This is a genomic window from Pseudomonas sp. GL_091, from assembly GCF_057837725.1.
Genome location: NZ_CM174451.1, coordinates 1,855,578 through 1,875,021, shown reverse-complemented (window position 1 = coordinate 1,875,021; position 19,444 = coordinate 1,855,578). Strand labels below are relative to the sequence as shown.

19 protein-coding genes are annotated in these 19,444 nt (G+C 59.8%); 15 read left to right on the top strand and 4 right to left on the bottom strand.

Features of this window, described 5'->3' with window-relative positions; genetic code table 11:
• Positions 1-209 precede the first annotated feature (209 nt).
• Positions 210-563 carry a hydroxyisourate hydrolase gene (gene uraH / locus AC3ITY_RS08645; protein ID WP_007974925.1) on the bottom strand — a complete coding sequence of 118 codons (354 nt, stop codon included), beginning with the start codon at positions 561-563 and terminating at the stop codon, positions 210-212.
• Positions 564-997: 434 nt separating this feature from the next.
• Between uraH and puuE the strand changes: the two genes are divergently transcribed.
• The 8 genes from puuE to AC3ITY_RS08605 all read left to right on the top strand — a co-directional run bounded on the left by puuE (position 998) and on the right by AC3ITY_RS08605 (position 9,192).
• The gene (puuE, locus tag AC3ITY_RS08640; RefSeq protein ID WP_477762428.1) at positions 998-1,924 is read left to right on the top strand and encodes an allantoinase PuuE; all 927 of its coding nucleotides are present in this window, start codon (positions 998-1,000) and stop codon (positions 1,922-1,924) included.
• Positions 1,921-2,436: a 2-oxo-4-hydroxy-4-carboxy-5-ureidoimidazoline decarboxylase gene (gene uraD, locus AC3ITY_RS08635; protein WP_489308441.1), complete on the top strand. Its 516-nt coding sequence runs from the start codon at positions 1,921-1,923 to the stop codon at positions 2,434-2,436. Before puuE ends, uraD begins: the two co-directional genes overlap by 4 nt.
• A 90-nt stretch (positions 2,437-2,526) precedes the next feature.
• On the top strand, positions 2,527-3,522 hold the full coding sequence (gene alc / locus AC3ITY_RS08630; RefSeq protein ID WP_489308440.1) for an allantoicase: 996 nt from the start codon (positions 2,527-2,529) through the stop codon (positions 3,520-3,522).
• A 160-nt stretch (positions 3,523-3,682) separates the two neighbouring features.
• Positions 3,683-4,186: an ureidoglycolate lyase gene (locus AC3ITY_RS08625; protein WP_008146154.1), complete on the top strand. Its 504-nt coding sequence runs from the start codon at positions 3,683-3,685 to the stop codon at positions 4,184-4,186.
• 50 nt (positions 4,187-4,236) lie between these two features.
• Positions 4,237-5,538, top strand: a complete 1,302-nt coding sequence (locus AC3ITY_RS08620; protein WP_489308439.1) for a urate hydroxylase PuuD — start codon at positions 4,237-4,239, stop codon at positions 5,536-5,538.
• A gap of 164 nt (positions 5,539-5,702) precedes the next feature.
• Positions 5,703-7,061: a nucleobase:cation symporter-2 family protein gene (locus AC3ITY_RS08615; protein ID WP_477775664.1), complete on the top strand. Its 1,359-nt coding sequence runs from the start codon at positions 5,703-5,705 to the stop codon at positions 7,059-7,061.
• Between the two features lie 182 nt (positions 7,062-7,243).
• Positions 7,244-8,029, top strand: coding sequence for an outer membrane protein OmpK (locus AC3ITY_RS08610; protein WP_489308438.1), 786 nt, complete (start codon positions 7,244-7,246; stop codon positions 8,027-8,029).
• Between the two features lie 377 nt (positions 8,030-8,406).
• Entirely contained in the window at positions 8,407-9,192 is a 786-nt protein-coding gene (locus tag AC3ITY_RS08605) for an outer membrane protein OmpK (RefSeq protein ID WP_046037576.1), read from the top strand.
• 97 nt (positions 9,193-9,289) lie between these two features.
• Here the strand turns inward: AC3ITY_RS08605 and AC3ITY_RS08600 are convergent, their stop codons facing one another.
• Both AC3ITY_RS08600 and AC3ITY_RS08595 read right to left on the bottom strand, forming a co-directional pair.
• Positions 9,290-10,444: a patatin-like phospholipase family protein gene (locus AC3ITY_RS08600; protein ID WP_489308437.1), complete on the bottom strand. Its 1,155-nt coding sequence runs from the start codon at positions 10,442-10,444 to the stop codon at positions 9,290-9,292.
• 178 nt (positions 10,445-10,622) lie between these two features.
• A complete protein-coding gene (locus AC3ITY_RS08595) occupies positions 10,623-11,555 on the bottom strand; it encodes a lipid A biosynthesis lauroyl acyltransferase (RefSeq protein ID WP_489308436.1) in 933 nt (310 codons plus the stop codon).
• A 118-nt stretch (positions 11,556-11,673) separates the two neighbouring features.
• On the opposite strand from AC3ITY_RS08595, the gene minC reads away from it, so the two are divergent.
• From minC to AC3ITY_RS08560, 7 genes are all read left to right on the top strand, one after another.
• Positions 11,674-12,411, top strand: coding sequence for a septum site-determining protein MinC (minC, locus tag AC3ITY_RS08590; protein ID WP_056722299.1), 738 nt, complete (start codon positions 11,674-11,676; stop codon positions 12,409-12,411).
• 202 nt (positions 12,412-12,613) lie between these two features.
• Positions 12,614-13,426: a septum site-determining protein MinD gene (gene minD / locus AC3ITY_RS08585; protein ID WP_007974946.1), complete on the top strand. Its 813-nt coding sequence runs from the start codon at positions 12,614-12,616 to the stop codon at positions 13,424-13,426.
• A gap of 3 nt (positions 13,427-13,429) precedes the next feature.
• Positions 13,430-13,684 carry a cell division topological specificity factor MinE gene (minE, locus tag AC3ITY_RS08580; RefSeq protein ID WP_007974947.1) on the top strand — a complete coding sequence of 85 codons (255 nt, stop codon included), beginning with the start codon at positions 13,430-13,432 and terminating at the stop codon, positions 13,682-13,684.
• 91 nt (positions 13,685-13,775) lie between these two features.
• Positions 13,776-14,411 carry an RluA family pseudouridine synthase gene (locus AC3ITY_RS08575; protein WP_046037585.1) on the top strand — a complete coding sequence of 212 codons (636 nt, stop codon included), beginning with the start codon at positions 13,776-13,778 and terminating at the stop codon, positions 14,409-14,411.
• A gap of 217 nt (positions 14,412-14,628) precedes the next feature.
• Positions 14,629-15,918: a M18 family aminopeptidase gene (locus AC3ITY_RS08570; protein WP_489308435.1), complete on the top strand. Its 1,290-nt coding sequence runs from the start codon at positions 14,629-14,631 to the stop codon at positions 15,916-15,918.
• Positions 15,919-15,948: 30 nt separating this feature from the next.
• Positions 15,949-16,263, top strand: a complete 315-nt coding sequence (locus tag AC3ITY_RS08565; RefSeq protein ID WP_489311067.1) for a hypothetical protein — start codon at positions 15,949-15,951, stop codon at positions 16,261-16,263.
• Positions 16,264-16,389: 126 nt separating this feature from the next.
• Positions 16,390-18,498 (top strand): mechanosensitive ion channel family protein, encoded by a 2,109-nt coding sequence (locus AC3ITY_RS08560; protein WP_489308434.1) that lies wholly within the window; start codon positions 16,390-16,392, stop codon positions 18,496-18,498.
• A gap of 18 nt (positions 18,499-18,516) precedes the next feature.
• Here AC3ITY_RS08560 and phnR read toward each other — a convergent pair whose 3' ends face one another.
• A complete protein-coding gene (gene phnR, locus AC3ITY_RS08555; protein ID WP_489308433.1) occupies positions 18,517-19,230 on the bottom strand; it encodes a phosphonate utilization transcriptional regulator PhnR in 714 nt (237 codons plus the stop codon).
• Positions 19,231-19,444: the final 214 nt, after the last annotated feature.

Below are 19,444 nucleotides of genomic sequence, written 5' to 3'. Positions count from 1 at the left end.
CAGCTGTAGGAGCGAGCTTGCTCGCGATGGACGTCAACGATAACGCGTGCAGTATGAATTATCGCGCTGTCTGGACCTCCATCGCGAGCAATCGAGCGTCGACCGGCTGCTCCTACAGAAGACGAAAAAAAGCCCGCAGTGTGAGCGGGCGAAAGACCAAAGAAGCTATATGCGCAGTCGCTTCCAGGGTGCAGCTGCTGCCTGGGGGATCAGCTGCCGCGATAGGTGGAGTAGCTGTAAGGCGAAATCAACAACGGCACATGGTAGTGATCCTGCTCGGCAGAGATGCCAAATCGCAGCACCACGACATCCAGGAAGGCAGGTTCCGGCAGCTTGACGCCACGGGCGCGGTAGTAGTCGCCGGCATGAAACTGAACCTGATAGACCCCGGTGCGGTAGTCATCACCTTGTAGCAGCGGTGCATCGACACGGCCATCGCTGTTGGTTATCGCGCTGGCGACCAATTCCAGGTGCGATCCTTCAACGCGGTACAACTCGACCTTGATCGAGCTGCCCGGGCAACCGTGTGCTGCGTCCAAAACGTGTGTAGTCAAACGTCCCATTGATTCTGCGCGCCTGCCTGCGTGGAGCAGTCAGACTTCGCGCCTCCCGAAGTCAGTTGAAAAGGAGACCGCACCGATTCGGAGCACGAAAAGCTGCGGCGAGCGACTGATTAAGACACTTTTCAAAAAAATTGTACACAATAAAAACGACATTTTTCCCATGACCCCCGCCATCTGCATATTTGCCGTCGATTTCCCGCCAAACCGCATAGCCTATGAACCCTTCAATCAATAATTGACCAGTCAGGCAGATTTCTTGCAGGCTCACGCCAATAGCAGTAAAAGATGACGGTCGGTGAAAAATGCGAAAATTCAGGCTTACAAAGTGAATATAAAGTTGTATACAATCAGCCCATCGCTGTGACGCCAGCCTGCCAACCAATCTTCAGCTGCGTCACACCAACCGTCATCATCGAACAAGAAGGAAGCCTGCAGTGAGCGCTGACTACCCACGCGACCTGGTCGGTTACGGCAGTAACCCTCCTCACCCCCACTGGCCGGGCAATGCCCGTATTGCCCTGTCGTTCGTACTCAATTACGAAGAAGGCGGCGAGCGCAACATCCTGCACGGCGACAAAGAATCCGAAGCCTTCCTCTCGGAAATGGTTTCTGCCCAGCCGCTGCAAGGCGCGCGCAACATGAGCATGGAATCCCTTTACGAGTATGGCAGCCGTGCCGGCGTGTGGCGGATCTTGAAGTTGTTCAAGGAATTCGACATTCCCCTGACCATCTTCGCCGTGGCCATGGCCGCCCAGCGTCACCCGGACGTGATCCGCGCCATGGTCGATGCCGGCCACGAGATCTGCAGCCATGGCTATCGCTGGATCGACTACCAGTACATGGACGAAGCCCAGGAACGCGAGCACATGCTCGAAGCGATCCGCATCCTCACCGAAATCACAGGCATTCGCCCACTGGGCTGGTACACCGGCCGCACCGGCCCGAACACCCGTCGCCTGGTGATGGAGGAAGGTGGTTTCCTCTACGACTGCGACACCTACGACGACGACCTGCCCTACTGGGAACCGAACAACCCGACCGGCAAGCCGCACCTGGTGATCCCGTACACCCTGGACACCAACGACATGCGTTTCACCCAGGTCCAGGGCTTCAACAAGGGCGACGATTTCTTCGAATACCTCAAGGATGCGTTCGATGTGCTCTACGCCGAAGGCGCCGAGGCACCGAAAATGCTGTCGATCGGCCTGCACTGCCGCCTGATCGGCCGTCCGGCGCGTCTGGCTTCGCTCAAGCGCTTTATCGAATACGCTAAAAGTCATGAACAGGTGTGGTTCAGCCGTCGCGTCGACATCGCGCGTCACTGGCAAGAAACCCACCCGTACACAGGGGCTGCCAAATGAGCACCTTTCAAACCATCAAACCTTCGAGCCTGAGCCGCGACGCCTTCGTCGCCACTTTCGCCGACATCTACGAACATTCGCCATGGGTGGCCGAAAAGGCCTTCGACCTGGGCCAGGACGCTTCGATCGACGAGATCGCAACCCTGCACCAGCGCATGAGCGACATCCTGTTGAGCGCCGATCACGCAAGCCAGCTTGAACTGATCAACGCTCACCCGGACCTGGCCGGCAAAGCCGCCGTCCAGGGCCAGTTGACCGAAGCCAGCACCAATGAACAGGCTGGCGCCGGTATTCACCAATGCACGGCCGAAGAGTTCCAGCGCTTCACCGAGCTGAACGACGCCTACAAGGCCAAGTTCAAGTTTCCCTTCATCATGGCGGTAAAAGGCAGCAACCGGCATCAGATCCTCGCAGCGTTCGAAACGCGCATCCACAACCCGGTAGACACCGAATTCAAATGCGCGCTGGCGGAGATCAACAAGATCGCCCTGTTCCGATTACTGACCCTATAGCAAGCCTGGCCTGTGCGGATTCAAGAACGCCGAAACCGCCAAGGGCCTCGCAAGCATCCCAAGCCACTTATTTAAAGGCAGACAAGAAGAATGAAAGCTTACGCCGTACCTTTCGAGAAGTTCGTCAACCTGGCCGATGCCCGCCTGGGCACCAAAATCATCTCGGTCACCGATGACTGGTTCGCAGACGCCAATCGTCTGTTCCAACCGACCCCGGCCGTATGGAAGGAGGGCGTGTTCGATGACAACGGCAAGTGGATGGACGGCTGGGAATCGCGCCGCAAGCGCTTCGAAGGCTTCGACAGCGCCGTGATCCGCCTGGGCGTGCCGGGTTCGATCAAGGGCGTCGACATCGACACTTCATTCTTCACCGGCAACTTCCCGCCGTCGGCGTCCCTGGAAGCCTGCTTCCTGGCCGAAGGCGAGCCGAACGAAAACACCCAGTGGGTTGAAGTGCTGTCCGCCGTCGAGCTGCAAGGCAACAGCCACCACTACCACGAAATCAGCAACGACCAGGCCTTCAGCCACCTGCGCTTCAACATCTACCCGGATGGCGGCGTGGCCCGTCTGCGCGTGTACGGCGTGCCGTTCCGTGACTGGTCGGCTACCGGCGACAACGAGCAAGTCGACCTGGCCTCTGCCCTCAACGGTGGTCGCGCCCTCGCCTGCTCCGACGAACACTTCGGTCGCATGAGCAACATCCTCAACCCGGGCCGTGGCATCAACATGGGCGACGGCTGGGAAACCGCGCGTCGTCGTACCCCGGGCAATGACTGGGTCATCGTCGCGCTGGGCCATGCCGGCGAAGTCGAGAAAGTCATCGTCGACACCCTGCACTTCAAAGGCAACTACCCGGACACCTGCTCGATCCAGGGCGCGTTCGTGAAGGGCGGTACCGACAGCCAGATCGAAACCCAGTCGCTGTTCTGGCGCGAACTGCTGCCGGCACAGAAGCTGGAAATGCACGCCGAACACACCTTCGCTGAGCAGATCAAGGCACTGGGCCCGATCACCCACATCCGCCTGAACGTGTTCCCGGATGGTGGTGTGAGCCGCCTGCGTGTACTGGGCAAGGTCGCGAAGTAATGCTGAGCCTGTAGGAGCGAGCTTGCTCGCGAAAAACTCAAGGACACCGCGTTCATCCTGGATGCACGCGTTATCGTTGACGACCATCGCGAGCAATCGAACGTCGACCGGCTGCTCCTACAAAGAATCATCAACATCAAAACAGATTAAGAAGAACAGCATGCGCACACTGACGATTGAACCGCTGACCAAAGAAGCCTTCGCCCCTTTCGGTGACGTGATCGAAACCGACGGCAGCGATCACTTCATGATCAACAACGGTTCGACCATGCGCTTCCATAAACTGGCCACGGTGGAAACCGCAAAGCCTGAGGACAACGCGATCATCAGCATCTTCCGCGCCGACGCGCAGGACATGCCGCTGACCGTCAGCATGCTGGAGCGCCATCCGCTGGGCAGCCAGGCTTTTATTCCGCTGCTCGGCAACCCCTTTCTGATCGTGGTCGCGCCACTTGGCGATGAACCTGTATCAGGCTTGGTCCGCGCCTTCGTCACCAACGGCAGGCAGGGCATTAATTACCATCGCGGCGTCTGGCACCACCCGGTGCTGACGATCGAAAAGCGGGATGACTTCCTGGTGGTTGATCGCAGTGGCACAGGCAATAACTGCGATGAGCATTTTTTCAAAGAGGATGAGCGTTTGATCCTCGCCCCCCACCAATAAGAGAAGGTCTGATCACTCGACAACAGAGTGACAGGCGAGAGGTAAAGACTGTGGAAGCACATCTGTTGGAATGGCTGAACCTGAGCGTGCGCTGGGTTCACATGATTACTGGCGTGGCCTGGATCGGTGCGTCGTTCTATTTCGTATGGCTGGAAAACAACCTCAACCGGGTCAACCCGAAAAGCGGTCTGGCTGGCGATTTGTGGGCAATCCACGGTGGCGGTATCTACCACCTGGAAAAATACAAACTGGCTCCACCGACCATGCCGGACAACCTGCACTGGTTCAAATGGGAAGCCTACTTCACCTGGATGTCGGGTATCGCGCTGCTGTGCGTGGTGTTCTACTCCAACCCGACGCTCTACCTGCTGGCGCCGGGCAGCTCCCTGAGCGGTCCTGAAGGCGTGGCCATCGGTCTCGGTTCGCTGTTCATCGGCTGGTTCATCTACTCCTTCCTGTGCGACTCGGCCCTGGGCAAACGCCCTGCCCTGCTAGGTTTCATCCTGTTCGTCCTGATCATCGGCGCGGCCTACGGCTTCAGCAAAGTGTTCAGCGGTCGGGGTGCGTACCTGCACGTCGGCGCGATCATCGGCACCATCATGGTCGGCAACGTGTTCCGCATCATCATGCCGGCGCAACGCGCACTGGTAGCGGCGATTGCCGAGAACCGCACGCCGGATCCGGCGCTGCCGGCCAAAGGCCTGCTGCGTTCGCGTCACAACAACTACTTCACCTTGCCGGTGCTGTTCATCATGATCAGCAACCACTTCCCGAGCACCTACGGCAGCCAGTACAACTGGTTGATCCTGGCCGGGATCGCGGTACTGGCGGTGTTGGTGCGTCACTACTTCAACACCCGTCACGACAGCCACAAGTTTGCCTGGACTCTTCCAGTAGCAGCCGTCGGCATGATCAGCCTGGCTTACGTCACCGGCCCTGCGCCGTTGAACAGCCCGGAAGTGGCCAAGGCACCCGCCAGGATCGAGTACCAACCGCTGCCGGAAACAGCAGTGGGCGGTGGTTTGAAACCGGCTGAAGCCAAACCTGCAGAAACGCCAGCCGCCGCACCGGCGCAAGCGTCCAACGCCGGCCCTGGCTTTGACAAAGTGCACAGCGTGATTCAGGAACGTTGCGCGGTTTGCCACTCGGCCAAGCCGACCAGCCCGCTGTTCAGTGCAGCCCCTGCCGGTGTGATGTTCGACACCCCCGAGCAGATCCGCCAGAACGCACCGCGGATTCAGGCGCAAGCCGTCACCAGCCAGATCATGCCACTGGGCAACATCACCCAGATGACCCAGCAGGAACGTGACCTGATCGGTGCCTGGATTGTGCAGGGAGCGCAGACCAACTAAGCAACAAAAGCATCGCGAGCAAGCTCGCTCCCACAGGTTTTGCACTGCCTGTGTGGGAGCGGGCTTGCCTGTGAATGGCCGCAAAGCGGCCCACCTGATTCGAATACAGCTGCCAGCAGCACTGCAGCTGTAAATCACAAGAATAAAAAGATCCGAGGTGTTGCATGTCCGAGCTATCCACAGCGCGCATCCCCGACGCACCCGCCATTCAGCGTTTGCCCCTCTTGCAACTGATCCTGGTCGGTTTGCAACATGTTCTGCTGATGTACGGTGGTGCCATCGCGGTACCGCTGATCATCGGACAGGCCGCTGGCCTGAGTCGTGAAGAAATCGCCTTCCTGATCAACGCCGACCTGCTGGTGGCGGGTATTGCCACCATCGTCCAGTCCCTCGGCATCGGCCCCATGGGCATTCGCATGCCGGTGATGATGGGCGCCAGTTTCGCCGCCGTCGGCAGCATGGTCGCCATGGCCGGTATGCCCGGTATCGGCCTGCAAGGGATCTTCGGCGCGACCATCGCCGCCGGGTTCTTCGGCATGCTCATCGCCCCGTTCATGTCCAAGGTCGTGCGCTTCTTCCCGCCACTGGTGACCGGTACGGTCATCACCTCGATCGGTTTGTCGCTGTTCCCCGTGGCCGTGAACTGGGCCGGCGGCGGTGCCAGCGCCGCTCAATTCGGTTCACCGATTTACCTGACCATCGCCGCACTGGTACTGGGCACCATCTTGCTGGTACATCGCTTCATGCGCGGCTTCTGGGTCAATATTTCCGTACTGATCGGCATGTGCCTGGGCTATGTACTCTGCGGCCTGCTCGGCATGGTCGACCTCAGTGGCATGGCTCAGGCGCCATGGCTGCAATTCGTCACGCCGCTGCACTTCGGCATGCCGAAATTCGAACTCGCACCGATCCTGTCCATGTGCCTGGTGGTGGTGATCATTTTCGTCGAGTCCACTGGGATGTTTCTTGCGCTGGGCAAAATCACCGGCCAGGAAGTCTGCCCACGGATGCTGCGTCGCGGCTTGCTGTGCGATGCCGGCGCTTCGTTTTTCGCCGGGTTCTTTAACACCTTCACCCACTCCTCCTTCGCCCAGAACATCGGCCTGGTACAGATGACCGGCGTGCGTTGCCGCTCGGTGACCATCGTTGCCGGCGGGTTGCTGATCGTGCTGAGCCTGCTGCCCAAAGCCGCGTTCCTGGTAGCTTCGATTCCACCGGCGGTGCTCGGTGGTGCGGCGATTGCGATGTTCGGCATGGTCGCCGCCACCGGGATCAAGATTCTCCAGGAAGCCGACATCGGTGACCGTCGCAACCAGTTGCTGGTGGCGGTGAGCATCGGCATGGGTCTGATTCCGGTTGTCCGCCCGGAGTTTTTCGCCCACCTGCCCGTGTGGATGAGCCCGATCACCCACAGCGGCATCGCCATGGCCACCCTCAGCGCGCTGACGCTGAACCTGCTGTTCAACATCCTTGGTGGCGCCGAACGCGCGGCCATCAACGACTGCCACGCTCACACGCATTAACACCAGAAACACGAACCCTGTAGGAGCGAGCTTGCTCGCGATGGACGAAAAGGCACCGCGTTTATCCAGATAACACGCGTAATCGTTAGCGACCATCGTCGGAACGCCGCCCGGAGCAAGCTCGCTCCTACAAGGGTCGCGGCTGCCTGCGCCTCAAAAATAAAAACAAGAGGGAGCAACAGATGATTCGGACACAAACCAACTTGCTGTTGGGTGCTGGCCTGCTGGTCGCGAGTCAGGCCATGGCCGGCGATCTACTGCTGTGGCAGACCAACAGCCTGAGCTACCTGTACGGCAAGAACTTCGCGATCAACCCGCCGATCCAGCAGACGATAACCTTCGAACACGCCGACCGCTGGAAGTACGGCGACAACTTCATGTTCATCGACAGCACTTACTACAACGGCGAGAAAGACCGGAACAAAGGTGCTCACGCCTACTACGGAGAGTTCAGCCCACGCCTCTCCTTCGGCAAGATCCTCGACCGCCGTTTCGAGTTCGGCCCGGTCAAGGACGTGCTGCTGGCCATGACCTACGAGAACGGCGAAGACGACACCGAAGCCTACCTGATCGGCCCCGGTTTCGACCTCGCGGTACCGGGCTTCAACTTTTTCACCCTGAACTTCTATTACCGCCAGACCGAAGGCTCACGCCCTGGCGATGATGTCTGGCAAATCAGCCCGGCCTGGTCCTACACCCTGCCACTGGGCAACTCGAACCTGTTGATCGACGGTTACATCGACTGGGTGGTGGATAACGACCAGAACGCCCGCGGCACCTACCACGCCAACCTGCACTTCAACCCACAGATCAAATACGACCTGGGCAAAGCCTTGGGCTGGCGCGAGAAACAGGTGTATGTCGGCACCGAATACAGCTACTGGAAAGACAAATACGGCGTCCAGGACAGCTCCCGTTTCAACACCAATGAAAACACTGCCAGCCTGCTGGTAAAGGTGCACTTCTAATGCTGCCCCGCAACCGTGCCCCAAACCTGTCGTCGGTGCGCCGTTGCGGAGCACTTGAGACCTGGCCGAGGAGTCAGTATTCTCCGCGGCCGCCCGAATCCGGTTTAAAAAAAAGCCCGGATGTAAAACCTGACCATCAGGCCAACTTATCCCGGCTCTGGCAGGCACCAAGGCACTCCAAAACCCCTCTCAATCGACCGCTCTTGAGCCGCCGAACGGGAGTTTTTTTGCTTTTTGAAAGCCTTGGCTCAGCTCTTGCTAACAGCACTAAAGCTGACCGAATGGATGATTTTTTACCGATACAGAAACAGGCGCCACACCAGAGCGCCGACTTTAAAAAAATAACGTGGAACCACCTACTTTTTGGGAGCAACCGAATGAAACGTACGTGCACTAGCCTGATGCTGGCGGGATCATTGCTGGCGGGGGGTCAGGCCATGGCCGGCGACTTGCTGCAATGGCAGAACAACAGCCTGTCCTACCTTTACGGAAAGGACTTCCAGGTCAACCCGCGCATTCAGCAGACGGTGACCTTTGAACACGCCGATGGTTGGAAATACGGCGACAACTTCTTCTTCATCGACAAAATCTTCTACAACGGCAAGGAAGACGCCTTCGCGGGCAAGAACAGCCACTACGGCGAACTCAGCCCGCGCCTGTCGTTCAACAAGATCTTCGACCAGAAGTTCGAGTTCGGCCCGATCAAGGACGTCCTGCTGGCCATGACCTACGAGTTCGGTGAAGACGATACCGAGTCCTACCTGATCGGCCCTGGTTTCGACCTGGCCATCCCGGGCTTCGACTACTTCCAGTTGAACTTCTACAACCGCCACACCGAAGGCGACCGCCCGGGCGACAACATCTGGCAGGTCACTCCGGTCTGGTCCTACACCATCCCGGTGGGTGGCTCGGACGTGCTGATCGACGGCTTCATGGACTGGGTCGTCGACAACGACGTGAACAAAAAAGGCGAATATCACGCCAACCTGCACTTCAACCCGCAGGTCAAATATGACCTGGGCAAGGCGCTGAACCTGGGTGCCAAGCAGTTGTACGTCGGTGTCGAGTATGACTACTGGAAAAACAAGTACGGTATCGAAGACAGCCAGGGCTTCAAGACCGATCAGAGCGTGACCAGCTTCCTGGTCAAGGTTCACTTCTGATTTGTAGGAGCGAGCTTGCTCGCGATGGACTAGAGAGCGCCACGGGGTGTCAGGCTCCCAGCGTCATCGTTAACGTCCATCGCGAGCTTGCTCGCTCCTACATCAACCCCAGAAACCGGCACAACTCCCCCCGCTTGGCCAACGCATCCCGCCGCCCCAGTTCAATCAATTCGCTGCAATACCCCGCCTCGAACAGCAGGTAACTCAAAACCCCAGCCCCGCTGGTCTTGGTCGCACCCGGCCCGCGCAAAAACAGGCGCAACGCCGCCGGCAATTCCTGACGATGGCGCGCGGCAATCTCATCGATCGGCTGGCTCGGTGAAATCACCAGCACGTCCACCGGCGCCACGCCCAAAGCGCGGATGGGTGTACCGTCGGGCATCAGGTGACTGAACTGGTTCAGGCGCTGCAATAACTCGATGTCGCTTTCCAGGCTATCAATGAACGTACTGTTGAGCATGTGCCCGCCGATCTGCGCCAGGGTCGGCTGCTGACCGGTGTAGCTGCGCTGCAAGGGTTGTTGCGGGTCGAATCCACGGGGGTTGCCGCTGACGCCCACCACCAGCACCCGACTGGCGCCCAGATGCAGCGCCGGACTGATCGGCGCCGACTGACGCACCGCGCCATCACCGAAATACTCTTCGCCGATTTTCACCGGGGCGAACAGCAGCGGAATCGCCGAACTGGCGAGCAGGTGTTCAACCGACAGTTGGGTGGGAACGCCGATGCGTCGATGGCGCAACCAGGCATCGATCTTGCCGCCGCCCTGATAGAAGGTGACTGCCTGGCCGGACTCATAGCCGAACGCGGTGACCGCCACCGCATGCAATTGTTGCTGTGCGATCGCTTCGGCGATGCCGCCCATATGCAGCTTGTCGTTGAGCAAGTCCCGCAGCGGAGAACTGTTGAGCAGCGCCACCGGCATGTGCCTACCGATGCCGAGCAAACTGTGGCTGACAAAGCGGCTGGCCTGGCGGATCACCCCGGGCCAGTCGCTGCGCAACACCAGATGACTGCGAAAGCCCTGCCAGAAGGCCGTCAGGCGTTCGATGGCGTTACGAAAATCCATTGCCCCGCTGGCGAGGCTGACAGCGTTGATCGCGCCCGCCGAGGTGCCGACGATCACCGGAAACGGGTTGCGTGCCCCCGGCGGCAGCAATTCGGCAATCGCCGCCAGCACCCCGACCTGATAGGCCGCCCGAGCCCCGCCACCGGAAAGAATCAGCCCTGTAACCGGTTCGCCTGGACTCATACGCAACTCTCCATGGTGCTTGATGGGATTTCGTTGTTTCGACCTATTCCCTTGTAGGAGCGAGCTTGCTCCGGGCGGCGTTCCGACGATGGTTGTGAAAACGCCGCGGGGTGTCAGGTGCCCCGCGTTATCGTTGGCTACCATCGCGAGCAAGCTCGCTCCTACAGGGTATCGGGACTCAACGACGTTTGGCGTACAGCTTCGCCTCGCCCGGTGGACGGCTCTTGAAGCGGCGGTGAGCCCACAGGTATTGCTCGGGATGCTCGCGCAGAACGCTTTCGATCCATTGGTTGATGCGCAGGCAGTCCTCTTCTTCGGTTTCGCCGGGGAAGCCTTCGAGCGGTGCATGGATCACCAGGCGATAACCGCTGCCGTCCGCCAGACGCTCCTGGGTGAACGGCACCACCAGCGCCTTGCCCAGCCGCGCAAACTTGCTCGTGGCGGTGACGGTCGCAGCCTGAATGCCGAACAGCGGCACGAAAATGCTTTGCTTGGCGCCGTAGTCCTGATCCGGTGCGTACCAGATTGCGCGGCCCGAGCGCAGCAGTTTGAGCATGCCGCGCACGTCTTCGCGTTCCACCGCCAGCGAATCGAGGTTGTGCCGCTCGCGGCCCTGGCGCTGGATGTAGTCGAACAGCGGATTCTTGTGCTCGCGGTACATGCCATCGATGGTGTGCTGCTGACCGAGCAACGCCGCGCCGATTTCCAGCGTCGTGAAGTGCAGCGCCATCAGGATCACGCCCTTGCCTTCACGCTGGGCCTGCTGCAGATACTCCAGCCCTTCGATATGAGCGAGATTCGCCAGGCGCTTGCGCGACCACCACCAGCTCATCGCCATTTCAAAGAAAGCGATGCCGGTGGAGGCGAAGTTTTCCTTGAGCAGGCGTTTGCGTTCGGCGGCGGTTTTTTCAGGAAAACACAGTTCCAGATTGCGCTTGGCGATGCGCCGTCTGTCGCCAGCCACCCGATACATCAATGCACCCAGAACACGACCGATCCACAGCAGTGCCGGATACGGCAACTGGACGATCAGCCACAACAGCCCCAGGCCACACCACAGCGGCCAGAAACGTGGAGATAGAAATGCTTTTCGAAAACGCGGGCGGTCCATTAATGCTTCCGGAATGACAATGGCCGCGCATTCTACATCGTTCGACCCGGCTTGCGGCCCGCGGGCGTTCTCGTTATAAGTCTCGGCACTTTTAGTGACAAGTCGTTGTATGCCGACCATGAGCCAAACCGAACCGCTAGACCAAGATCCCGTGTTCCAGTTGAAGGGCAGCATGCTGGCCATTACGGTGCTGGAACTGGCCCGTAACGACCTCGAAAGCCTTGATCGGCAACTGGCCGCCAAGGTCGCCCTGGCGCCCAACTTCTTCAGCAACGCGCCGCTGGTACTGGCCCTGGACAAACTCCCGGCCAACGAAGGCGCGGTCGATCTGCCAGGGCTGATGCGCGTTTGCCGCCAGCATGGCCTGCGTACCCTGGCGATCCGCGCCAGCCGCATCGAAGACATTGCCGCCGCCATCGCGGTGGACCTGCCGGTGCTGCCACCGTCCGGTGCCCGGGAGCGTCCACTGGACCTGACCGAAGGCGAACCGAAGAAAAAACCGGAAAAACCGCCCGAGCCGACCATCAAGCCGACGAAAATCATCACCTCACCGGTACGCGGTGGCCAGCAGATTTATGCCCAGGGCAGCGATCTGGTGGTGATCTCCTCGGTCAGCCCGGGGGCGGAACTTCTCGCCGATGGCAACATCCATGTATACGGCCCGATGCGTGGTCGTGTGTTGGCCGGCGTCAAGGGCGACACCAAGGCGCGGATTTTCTGTCAGCAAATGAGTGCTGAACTGATTTCCATCGCCGGGCATTACAAGGTTTCCGAAGATCTGCGCCGCGACCCTCTATGGGGTTCGGGTGTGCAGGTCAGCCTGTCCGGCGACGTGTTGAACATCATTCGGCTTTAACGGATACTGCCGCATTTTCCAAGCATCTCTAAAACGTAGCGAAAACGGCTCAAACGAAGTAGGAAAAAGGCCGAAAGCAGTGTTTACCGGGGGTAAACGCCGCTCAAAACCGGATTCCAGCCAAGGCTGTCCGACTGCAGTAGTTTTTCAGGAGATGTTTTTCAGGGACTGAAAAGTCCTTCTTCCTTAGGGGTGAAACACCTTGGCCAAGATTCTCGTGGTTACATCCGGCAAGGGTGGTGTGGGTAAGACCACCACCAGCGCCGCTATCGGTACCGGCCTCGCTCTGCGCGGCCACAAAACAGTGATCGTCGACTTCGACGTGGGCTTGCGTAACCTCGACCTGATCATGGGTTGCGAGCGCCGCGTGGTGTATGACTTCGTCAACGTGGTCAATGGCGAAGCCAACCTGCAACAGGCCCTGATCAAAGACAAGCGCCTGGAAAACCTCTACGTGCTGGCCGCCAGCCAGACCCGCGACAAAGACGCGCTGACCGTCGAAGGCGTGGAAAAAGTCCTGATGCAGCTCAAGGAAGACTTTGAGTTCGTGGTCTGCGACTCCCCGGCGGGCATCGAGAAAGGCGCCCACCTGGCCATGTACTTCGCCGATGAAGCGATCGTCGTGACCAACCCGGAAGTCTCCTCGGTACGTGACTCCGACCGCATGCTCGGCCTGCTGGCCAGCAAGTCCCGTCGTGCCGAACGCGGCGAAGACCCGATCAAGGAACACCTGCTGATTACCCGTTATCACCCGGAACGTGTGAGCAAAGGCGAAATGCTCGGCGTAGAAGACGTCAAGGAAATCCTTTCGGTGACCCTGCTCGGCGTGATCCCTGAATCCCAAGCGGTGCTCAAGGCATCCAACCAGGGTGTTCCGGTGATTCTCGACGACCAGAGCGATGCCGGCCAGGCCTACAGCGACACCGTAGACCGCCTGCTGGGCAAGACCGTGGATCATCGATTCCTTGATGTACAGAAGAAGGGATTCTTCGAGCGCCTGTTTGGAGGCAACTAAGCAATGAACCTTTTTGACTTCTTTCGTGCCAACAAAAAGCAAAGCACCGCGTCGGTAGCGAAAGAGCGTCTACAGATCATCGTGGCGCACGAACGCGGCCAACGCAGTACCCCGGACTACCTGCCGGCCTTGCAGAAGGAACTGGTAGAGGTGATCCGCAAGTACGTCAATATCGGGTCCGATGACGTGCATGTCGCACTGGAAAGCCAGGGCAGCTGTTCGATTCTGGAACTCAATATCACCCTGCCAGATCGCTGAGTCGATCCGGCTGGAGCCACGGCGGCTCAGGTCCCTTCTGCAACCGGAAGGGACCTGAGCCGCCGTTGGCGTTTGTTACGAGGCTGTTTTAATGCCGTTGTCCAACATCCACATCATCCATCAGGATGCCGCCGTACTGGTGGTGAACAAACCGACCCTGTTGCTCTCTGTCCCTGGCCGGGCCGATGACAACAAGGACTGCCTGATTACCCGCCTGCAGGAAAACGGCTACCCGGAAGCGCGAATCGTCCACCGGCTGGACTGGGAGACTTCCGGCATCATCCTGCTGGCCCGCGACCCGGACACCCATCGCGAGCTGTCCCGGCAATTTCACGACCGCGAAACCGAAAAGGCCTACACCGCCCTGTGCTGGGGTCAGCCGGAACTGGACAGCGGCAGCATCGACCTGCCCTTGCGCTACGACCCGCCGACCAAGCCACGGCATGTGGTCGATCATGAATTCGGCAAACATGCGCTGACCTTCTGGCGCGTGCTCGAACGTTGCGGCGACTGGTGCCGCGTTGAGCTGACACCGATCACCGGCCGTTCCCACCAGTTGCGCGTGCACATGCTCTCGATTGGCCATCCGCTGCTGGGTGACGGGCTCTACGCCCATGAACAGGCTTTGGCGGCCTGGCCGCGATTGTGCCTGCACGCCAGCATGCTCAGCTTCACCCACCCGCAAAGTGGCGAGCGCCTGCGCTTTGAGTGCCCTGCACCGTTCTGAGCGAAAGCAGACCCTGTAGGAGCGAGCTTGCTCGCGATGAGCCCGAGAAGGCCGCGGGGCGCCAGGCTTCCCGCGTTATCGTTGACGACCATCGCGAGCAAGCTCGCTCCTACAGGGGTTCCTCAAGATTCAATCCTGGCGCCACTCCACCCGCACACCACCGCCAATTCCATGGCCAATACGTTAAACTGGCGCCACTGCTGTCTGGAGCTACTTTATGCGCGAAGAGTTGAACCAAGGCCTGATCGATTTTCTCAAGGCCTCCCCTACCCCGTTCCATGCCACCGCCAGCCTTGTTCAGCGTCTGGAAGCGGCGGGCTATCAACGCCTCGACGAGCGCGAGCCGTGGAATACCGAAGCCAACGGTCGTTACTACGTCACTCGTAACGACTCTTCGATTGTCGCGATCAAGATGGGCCGCCACTCACCGCTGCACGGTGGCATTCGCCTGGTCGGCGCCCACACCGACAGCCCGTGCCTGCGCGTCAAGCCGCAGCCAGAGCTGCAACGCCAGGGCTTCTGGCAACTGGGTGTCGAAGTCTATGGCGGTGCGCTGCTGGCGCCATGGTTCGACCGTGACCTGTCCCTGGCGGGCCGCGTAACTTTCCGTCGTGATGGCAAGGTCGAAAGCCAGTTGATCGACTTCAAGGCTCCGGTCGCGATCATTCCGAACCTGGCGATTCACCTCAACCGTGAAGCCAACATGGGTTGGGCCATCAACGCCCAGACCGAACTGCCGCCGATCCTCGCGCAATTTGCCGGTGACGAACGCGTGGATTTCCGCGCAGTGCTCACCGACCAGCTCGCCCGCGAACACGGTCTGAATGCCGACGTGGTGCTCGATTACGAGTTGAGTTTCTACGACACCCAAAGCGCTGCGGTCATTGGCCTGCATGGCGACTTCATCGCCGGCGCGCGCCTGGACAACCTGCTGTCGTGCTACGCCGGCCTGCAAGCGCTGCTGACGACCGACACCGACGAAACCTGCGTGCTGGTCTGCAACGACCACGAAGAAGTCGGTTCCTGCTCGGCCTGCGGTGCCGACGGCCCGATGCTTGAGCAAACCTTGCGGCGCCTGCTGCCTGAAGGTGATGAATTCGTACGCACCATTCAGAAATCCCTGCTGGTCTCGGCTGACAACGCCCACGGCGTGCATCCGAACTACGCCGACAAGCACGACGCCAACCACGGCCCGAAACTCAACGCCGGCCCGGTGATCAAGGTCAACAGCAACCAGCGCTACGCCACCAACAGCGAAACCGCCGGGTTCTTCCGTCATCTATGTATGGCTGAAGAAGTGCCGGTGCAAAGTTTCGTGGTGCGCAGCGACATGGGCTGCGGTTCGACCATCGGCCCGATCACTGCCAGCCACCTGGGTGTGCGCACCGTGGACATCGGCCTGCCGACGTTCGCCATGCACTCGATCCGCGAACTCTGCGGCAGCCATGACCTGGCGCATCTGGTCAAGGTGCTGAGCGCGTTCTACGACTGCCGCGAATTACCGTAACAAAACCCTGTAGGAGCGAGCTTGCTCGCGATGAACGCTAACGATTACGCGTGCTTTCTGGATAATCGCGGAGCCCTGAAGTCCATCGCGAGCGAGTTCGCTCCTACAGACAACACCGCGCAAAAAAGCCGCCTAGACTTCAAGTATCCCTTCGACAAGGCTGTCTCCATGATTTCGATGTCTACCTTCCACGCCATGCTGATTCCGATTCTTGCCGGGATGCTCCTGCTGGCCGTCGGCTTCAACTTTCGCGATAAAAATGCCGGCGTGTTTGCCATGTGGATCGGCATGCTGACCATTCTCGCGACCGTGGTGATCAAGATCCTCGCCAAACTCAACGAATAATTCATCGCCCTTGGCTCGCATTGATTTTGACCGGCTCGTACACTCGGTCGATCCGCTCCTCGCAAGGTTGACCGCCTAGTGTTCGCTCGTCTTTTTGCCCTCCCGTGTATTGTCCTTGTCTGCCTGATGACGCTGCTGTCAGTGGCGCCTGCCCAGGCGGCCGGCCTGCCAGGTCTGCTCACCAACCAGGCCAAGGCGCAGCCCGAAGCACAGGTACCGCTGGGGCAATCCCTGGACGAAGTGATCAAGTCACTGGAGAACGACCAGCAACGCACCAAGTTGCTGGCCGATCTGAAAAAGCTCCGTGACACCACCAAACAGGCCCAACCGATTACCGAAGAAGGCGTGCTGGGCCTGATTGGCGGAACCCTGGCCACTATCGAGAAGAAGTTTACCGGCGACGACAGCCCACTCACGCGCTGGTCCAGTGAGTTCGATCAGGCCAAGGAAGAACTGGTGGCGCTGGCACTGCCGGCCAATGAATGGCTGCCCATGCTGTTCGCCTTCGCCATGATCCTGATGATCTGGAGCCTGCTGGCCGCCGCCCTGATCTGGATCAGCCACCGCGTGCGGATGCGTTTCGGCCTGACCGAAGAACTGCCGCAGCATCCCAGGGCCCTGGACATGTTGCGTTTTGCACTGCGTAAACTCGGGCCATGGCTGATCGCCCTGGTGATCACGGTCTACATGAGCTACGCCCTGCCCTCGTCCCTGGGCAAAAGCCTGGCCATGGTGCTGGCCTATGCACTGGTGGTCGGCACCTGCTTCTCGGCCATCTGTGTGATTGCCTTTTCCCTGCTCGACGGCCCGCACCGCCACCGCGCCTTGTACATCCTGCGGCACCAGGCGTTTCGGCCACTGTGGCTGATCGGCAGCTTCGCCGCGTTTGGCGAAGCGCTGAGCGATCCGCAACTGGTCAACAGCCTCGGCAGCCATCTGGCCCATACCGCCGCGACTGTGGCCAATGTCCTGGCAGCGCTCTCCACGGGGCGCTTCATCCTGCGCTTCCGCCGGCCGATCGCCCACCTGATCCGCAACCAGCCGCTGTCCCGACGCCTGACCCGCCGCGCCCTCAACGACACCCTGTCGATTCTCGGCACTTTCTGGTACGTGCCGGCGCTGGTGCTGGTGGCCATCTCGCTGTTCGCGACGTTCATTTCCGCCGGCGACACCAGCACCGCCCTGCGCCAGTCGCTGATCTGTACCGTCTTGCTGGTGCTATGCATGGTCATCAACGGCCTGGTACGCCGCCACGCCCTCAAACCCCAGCGAGGCATACGGCGTTACGCCGTGTATTCGGAACGGCTGAAAAACTTCTTCTACACCATCGTCCACCTGTTGGTGTGGCTGGCTTTCATCGAACTCGGCCTGCGGGTCTGGGGCATGTCGTTGATCCGCTTTACCGAAGGCGACGGCCACGAAGTCAGCGTCAAACTGTTCAGCCTCGCCGGCACGCTGCTGTTTGCCTGGCTGATCTGGATTCTCAGCGACACCGCCGTGCACCACGCGCTCACGCGTTCGCGCAAAGGCCTGGCCAATGCCCGCGCGCAGACGATGATGCCGCTGATCCGCAATGTGCTGTTCATAGCGATTTTTATCGTCGCGCTGATTGTCGCCCTGGCGAACATGGGCATGAACGTGACGCCACTGCTGGCCGGTGCCGGTGTGATCGGCCTGGCCATCGGTTTTGGTGCACAGTCGCTGGTAGCCGACCTGATTACCGGGTTGTTCATCATCATCGAAGACTCCCTTGCCATCGACGACTACGTGGATGTCGGCGGTCACCTCGGCACGGTCGAAGGCCTGACCATCCGCACCGTGCGCCTGCGGGACATCGACGGCATCGTCCACACCATTCCGTTCAGCGAAATCAAAAGCATCAAGAACTACTCCCGGGAATTCGGCTACGCGATCTTCCGGGTCGCGGTGCCGGCCAGCATGGACATCGACAACGCAATCAAGCTGATGCGCGAAGTCGCCCAGAAAATGCGCACCGATCCGTTGCAGCGGCGCAATATCTGGTCGCCGCTTGAGTTTCAGGGGGTGGAAAGTTTCGAGTCGGGCAACGCGATCCTGCGCGCCCGCTTCAAGACAGCGCCAATCAAGCAGTGGGAAGTGTCGCGAGCGTTCAACCTGTCACTCAAGCGACACATGGATGAAGCCGGACTGGATCTGGCGACACCGCGGATGAGCATTCAGGTGATTACCGCGGGTGGCGGCTCGCAGAATGAATAACCTCCTACGAAAGCATCGTCAGACAACATCCACCCCGACATGAATCGCATCATGCCGCCAGAACTCCAGGTCGCAGTCGATCAGGCGTCCATGCTGGTCATAGTTGACCCGGGCAATCCGTAAGCCCGGGCTGCCCGTTGATACCTTCAACGCCGCCGCCGCATCCACCGACAACGCCGTGGGCACAATCTCGAAGCGCACCCGTCCGTAGTGCAAATCGTAATGCCGCGCATACAGCTCGGTGATCGACTGATTCAAATCGAAATCGAGGATCCCGGGAAAGTACTGCGGGTTCAGATAGTGCTCCACATACAGCACCAGTCGCCCGTCGATCCGCCGTGAGCGGCAGATCTGAATCACGCTCGACAGCGCCGGCAATTGCAGCCAGGCACACACCGCCGCCGATGCCGGTTGCAATCGCGCCGAAATCACCTCGGTGGACGGCACTCGCCCCTGGGCGCTGACCATCGCGTGAAAGTGGCTGCGCTGCATGAGGTTGTAGGCCAGGCGTGGCGGCGAGACGAACCAGCCGCGACGCTCCTCGCGATAAATCTGCCCCTGAGACTCCAACTGCAACAACGCTTCACGCAAAGTGATCCGCGTGGTACCGAACAATTCACTGAGCTTGCGCTCGGCCGGCAATTTGCTGCCGGGGGTCAACAGTCCATGGTCGATCTGTTCCTGAAGCACCTGGCCGATGGCTGTTACCGCTTTTGTTGCCTCTTCACGCATCAACGTTTCCTTTCTGGACTAGACCAGCACCAATTCAGGGCAGAACCGCAGCGAAAACCGGCTCATTCAATAGTCTGCAAGCGTAGGCAGCGCAGATGACCGAGATGTGACAAAACTGCCCAACGGTCGCCATTCCCTGACTTCCTCTTCTTTCAACAACGTGCAATTCATCGGCCAAGTCCCTTGCCTGCCGGAGCTTTGGCCATGGTCTACG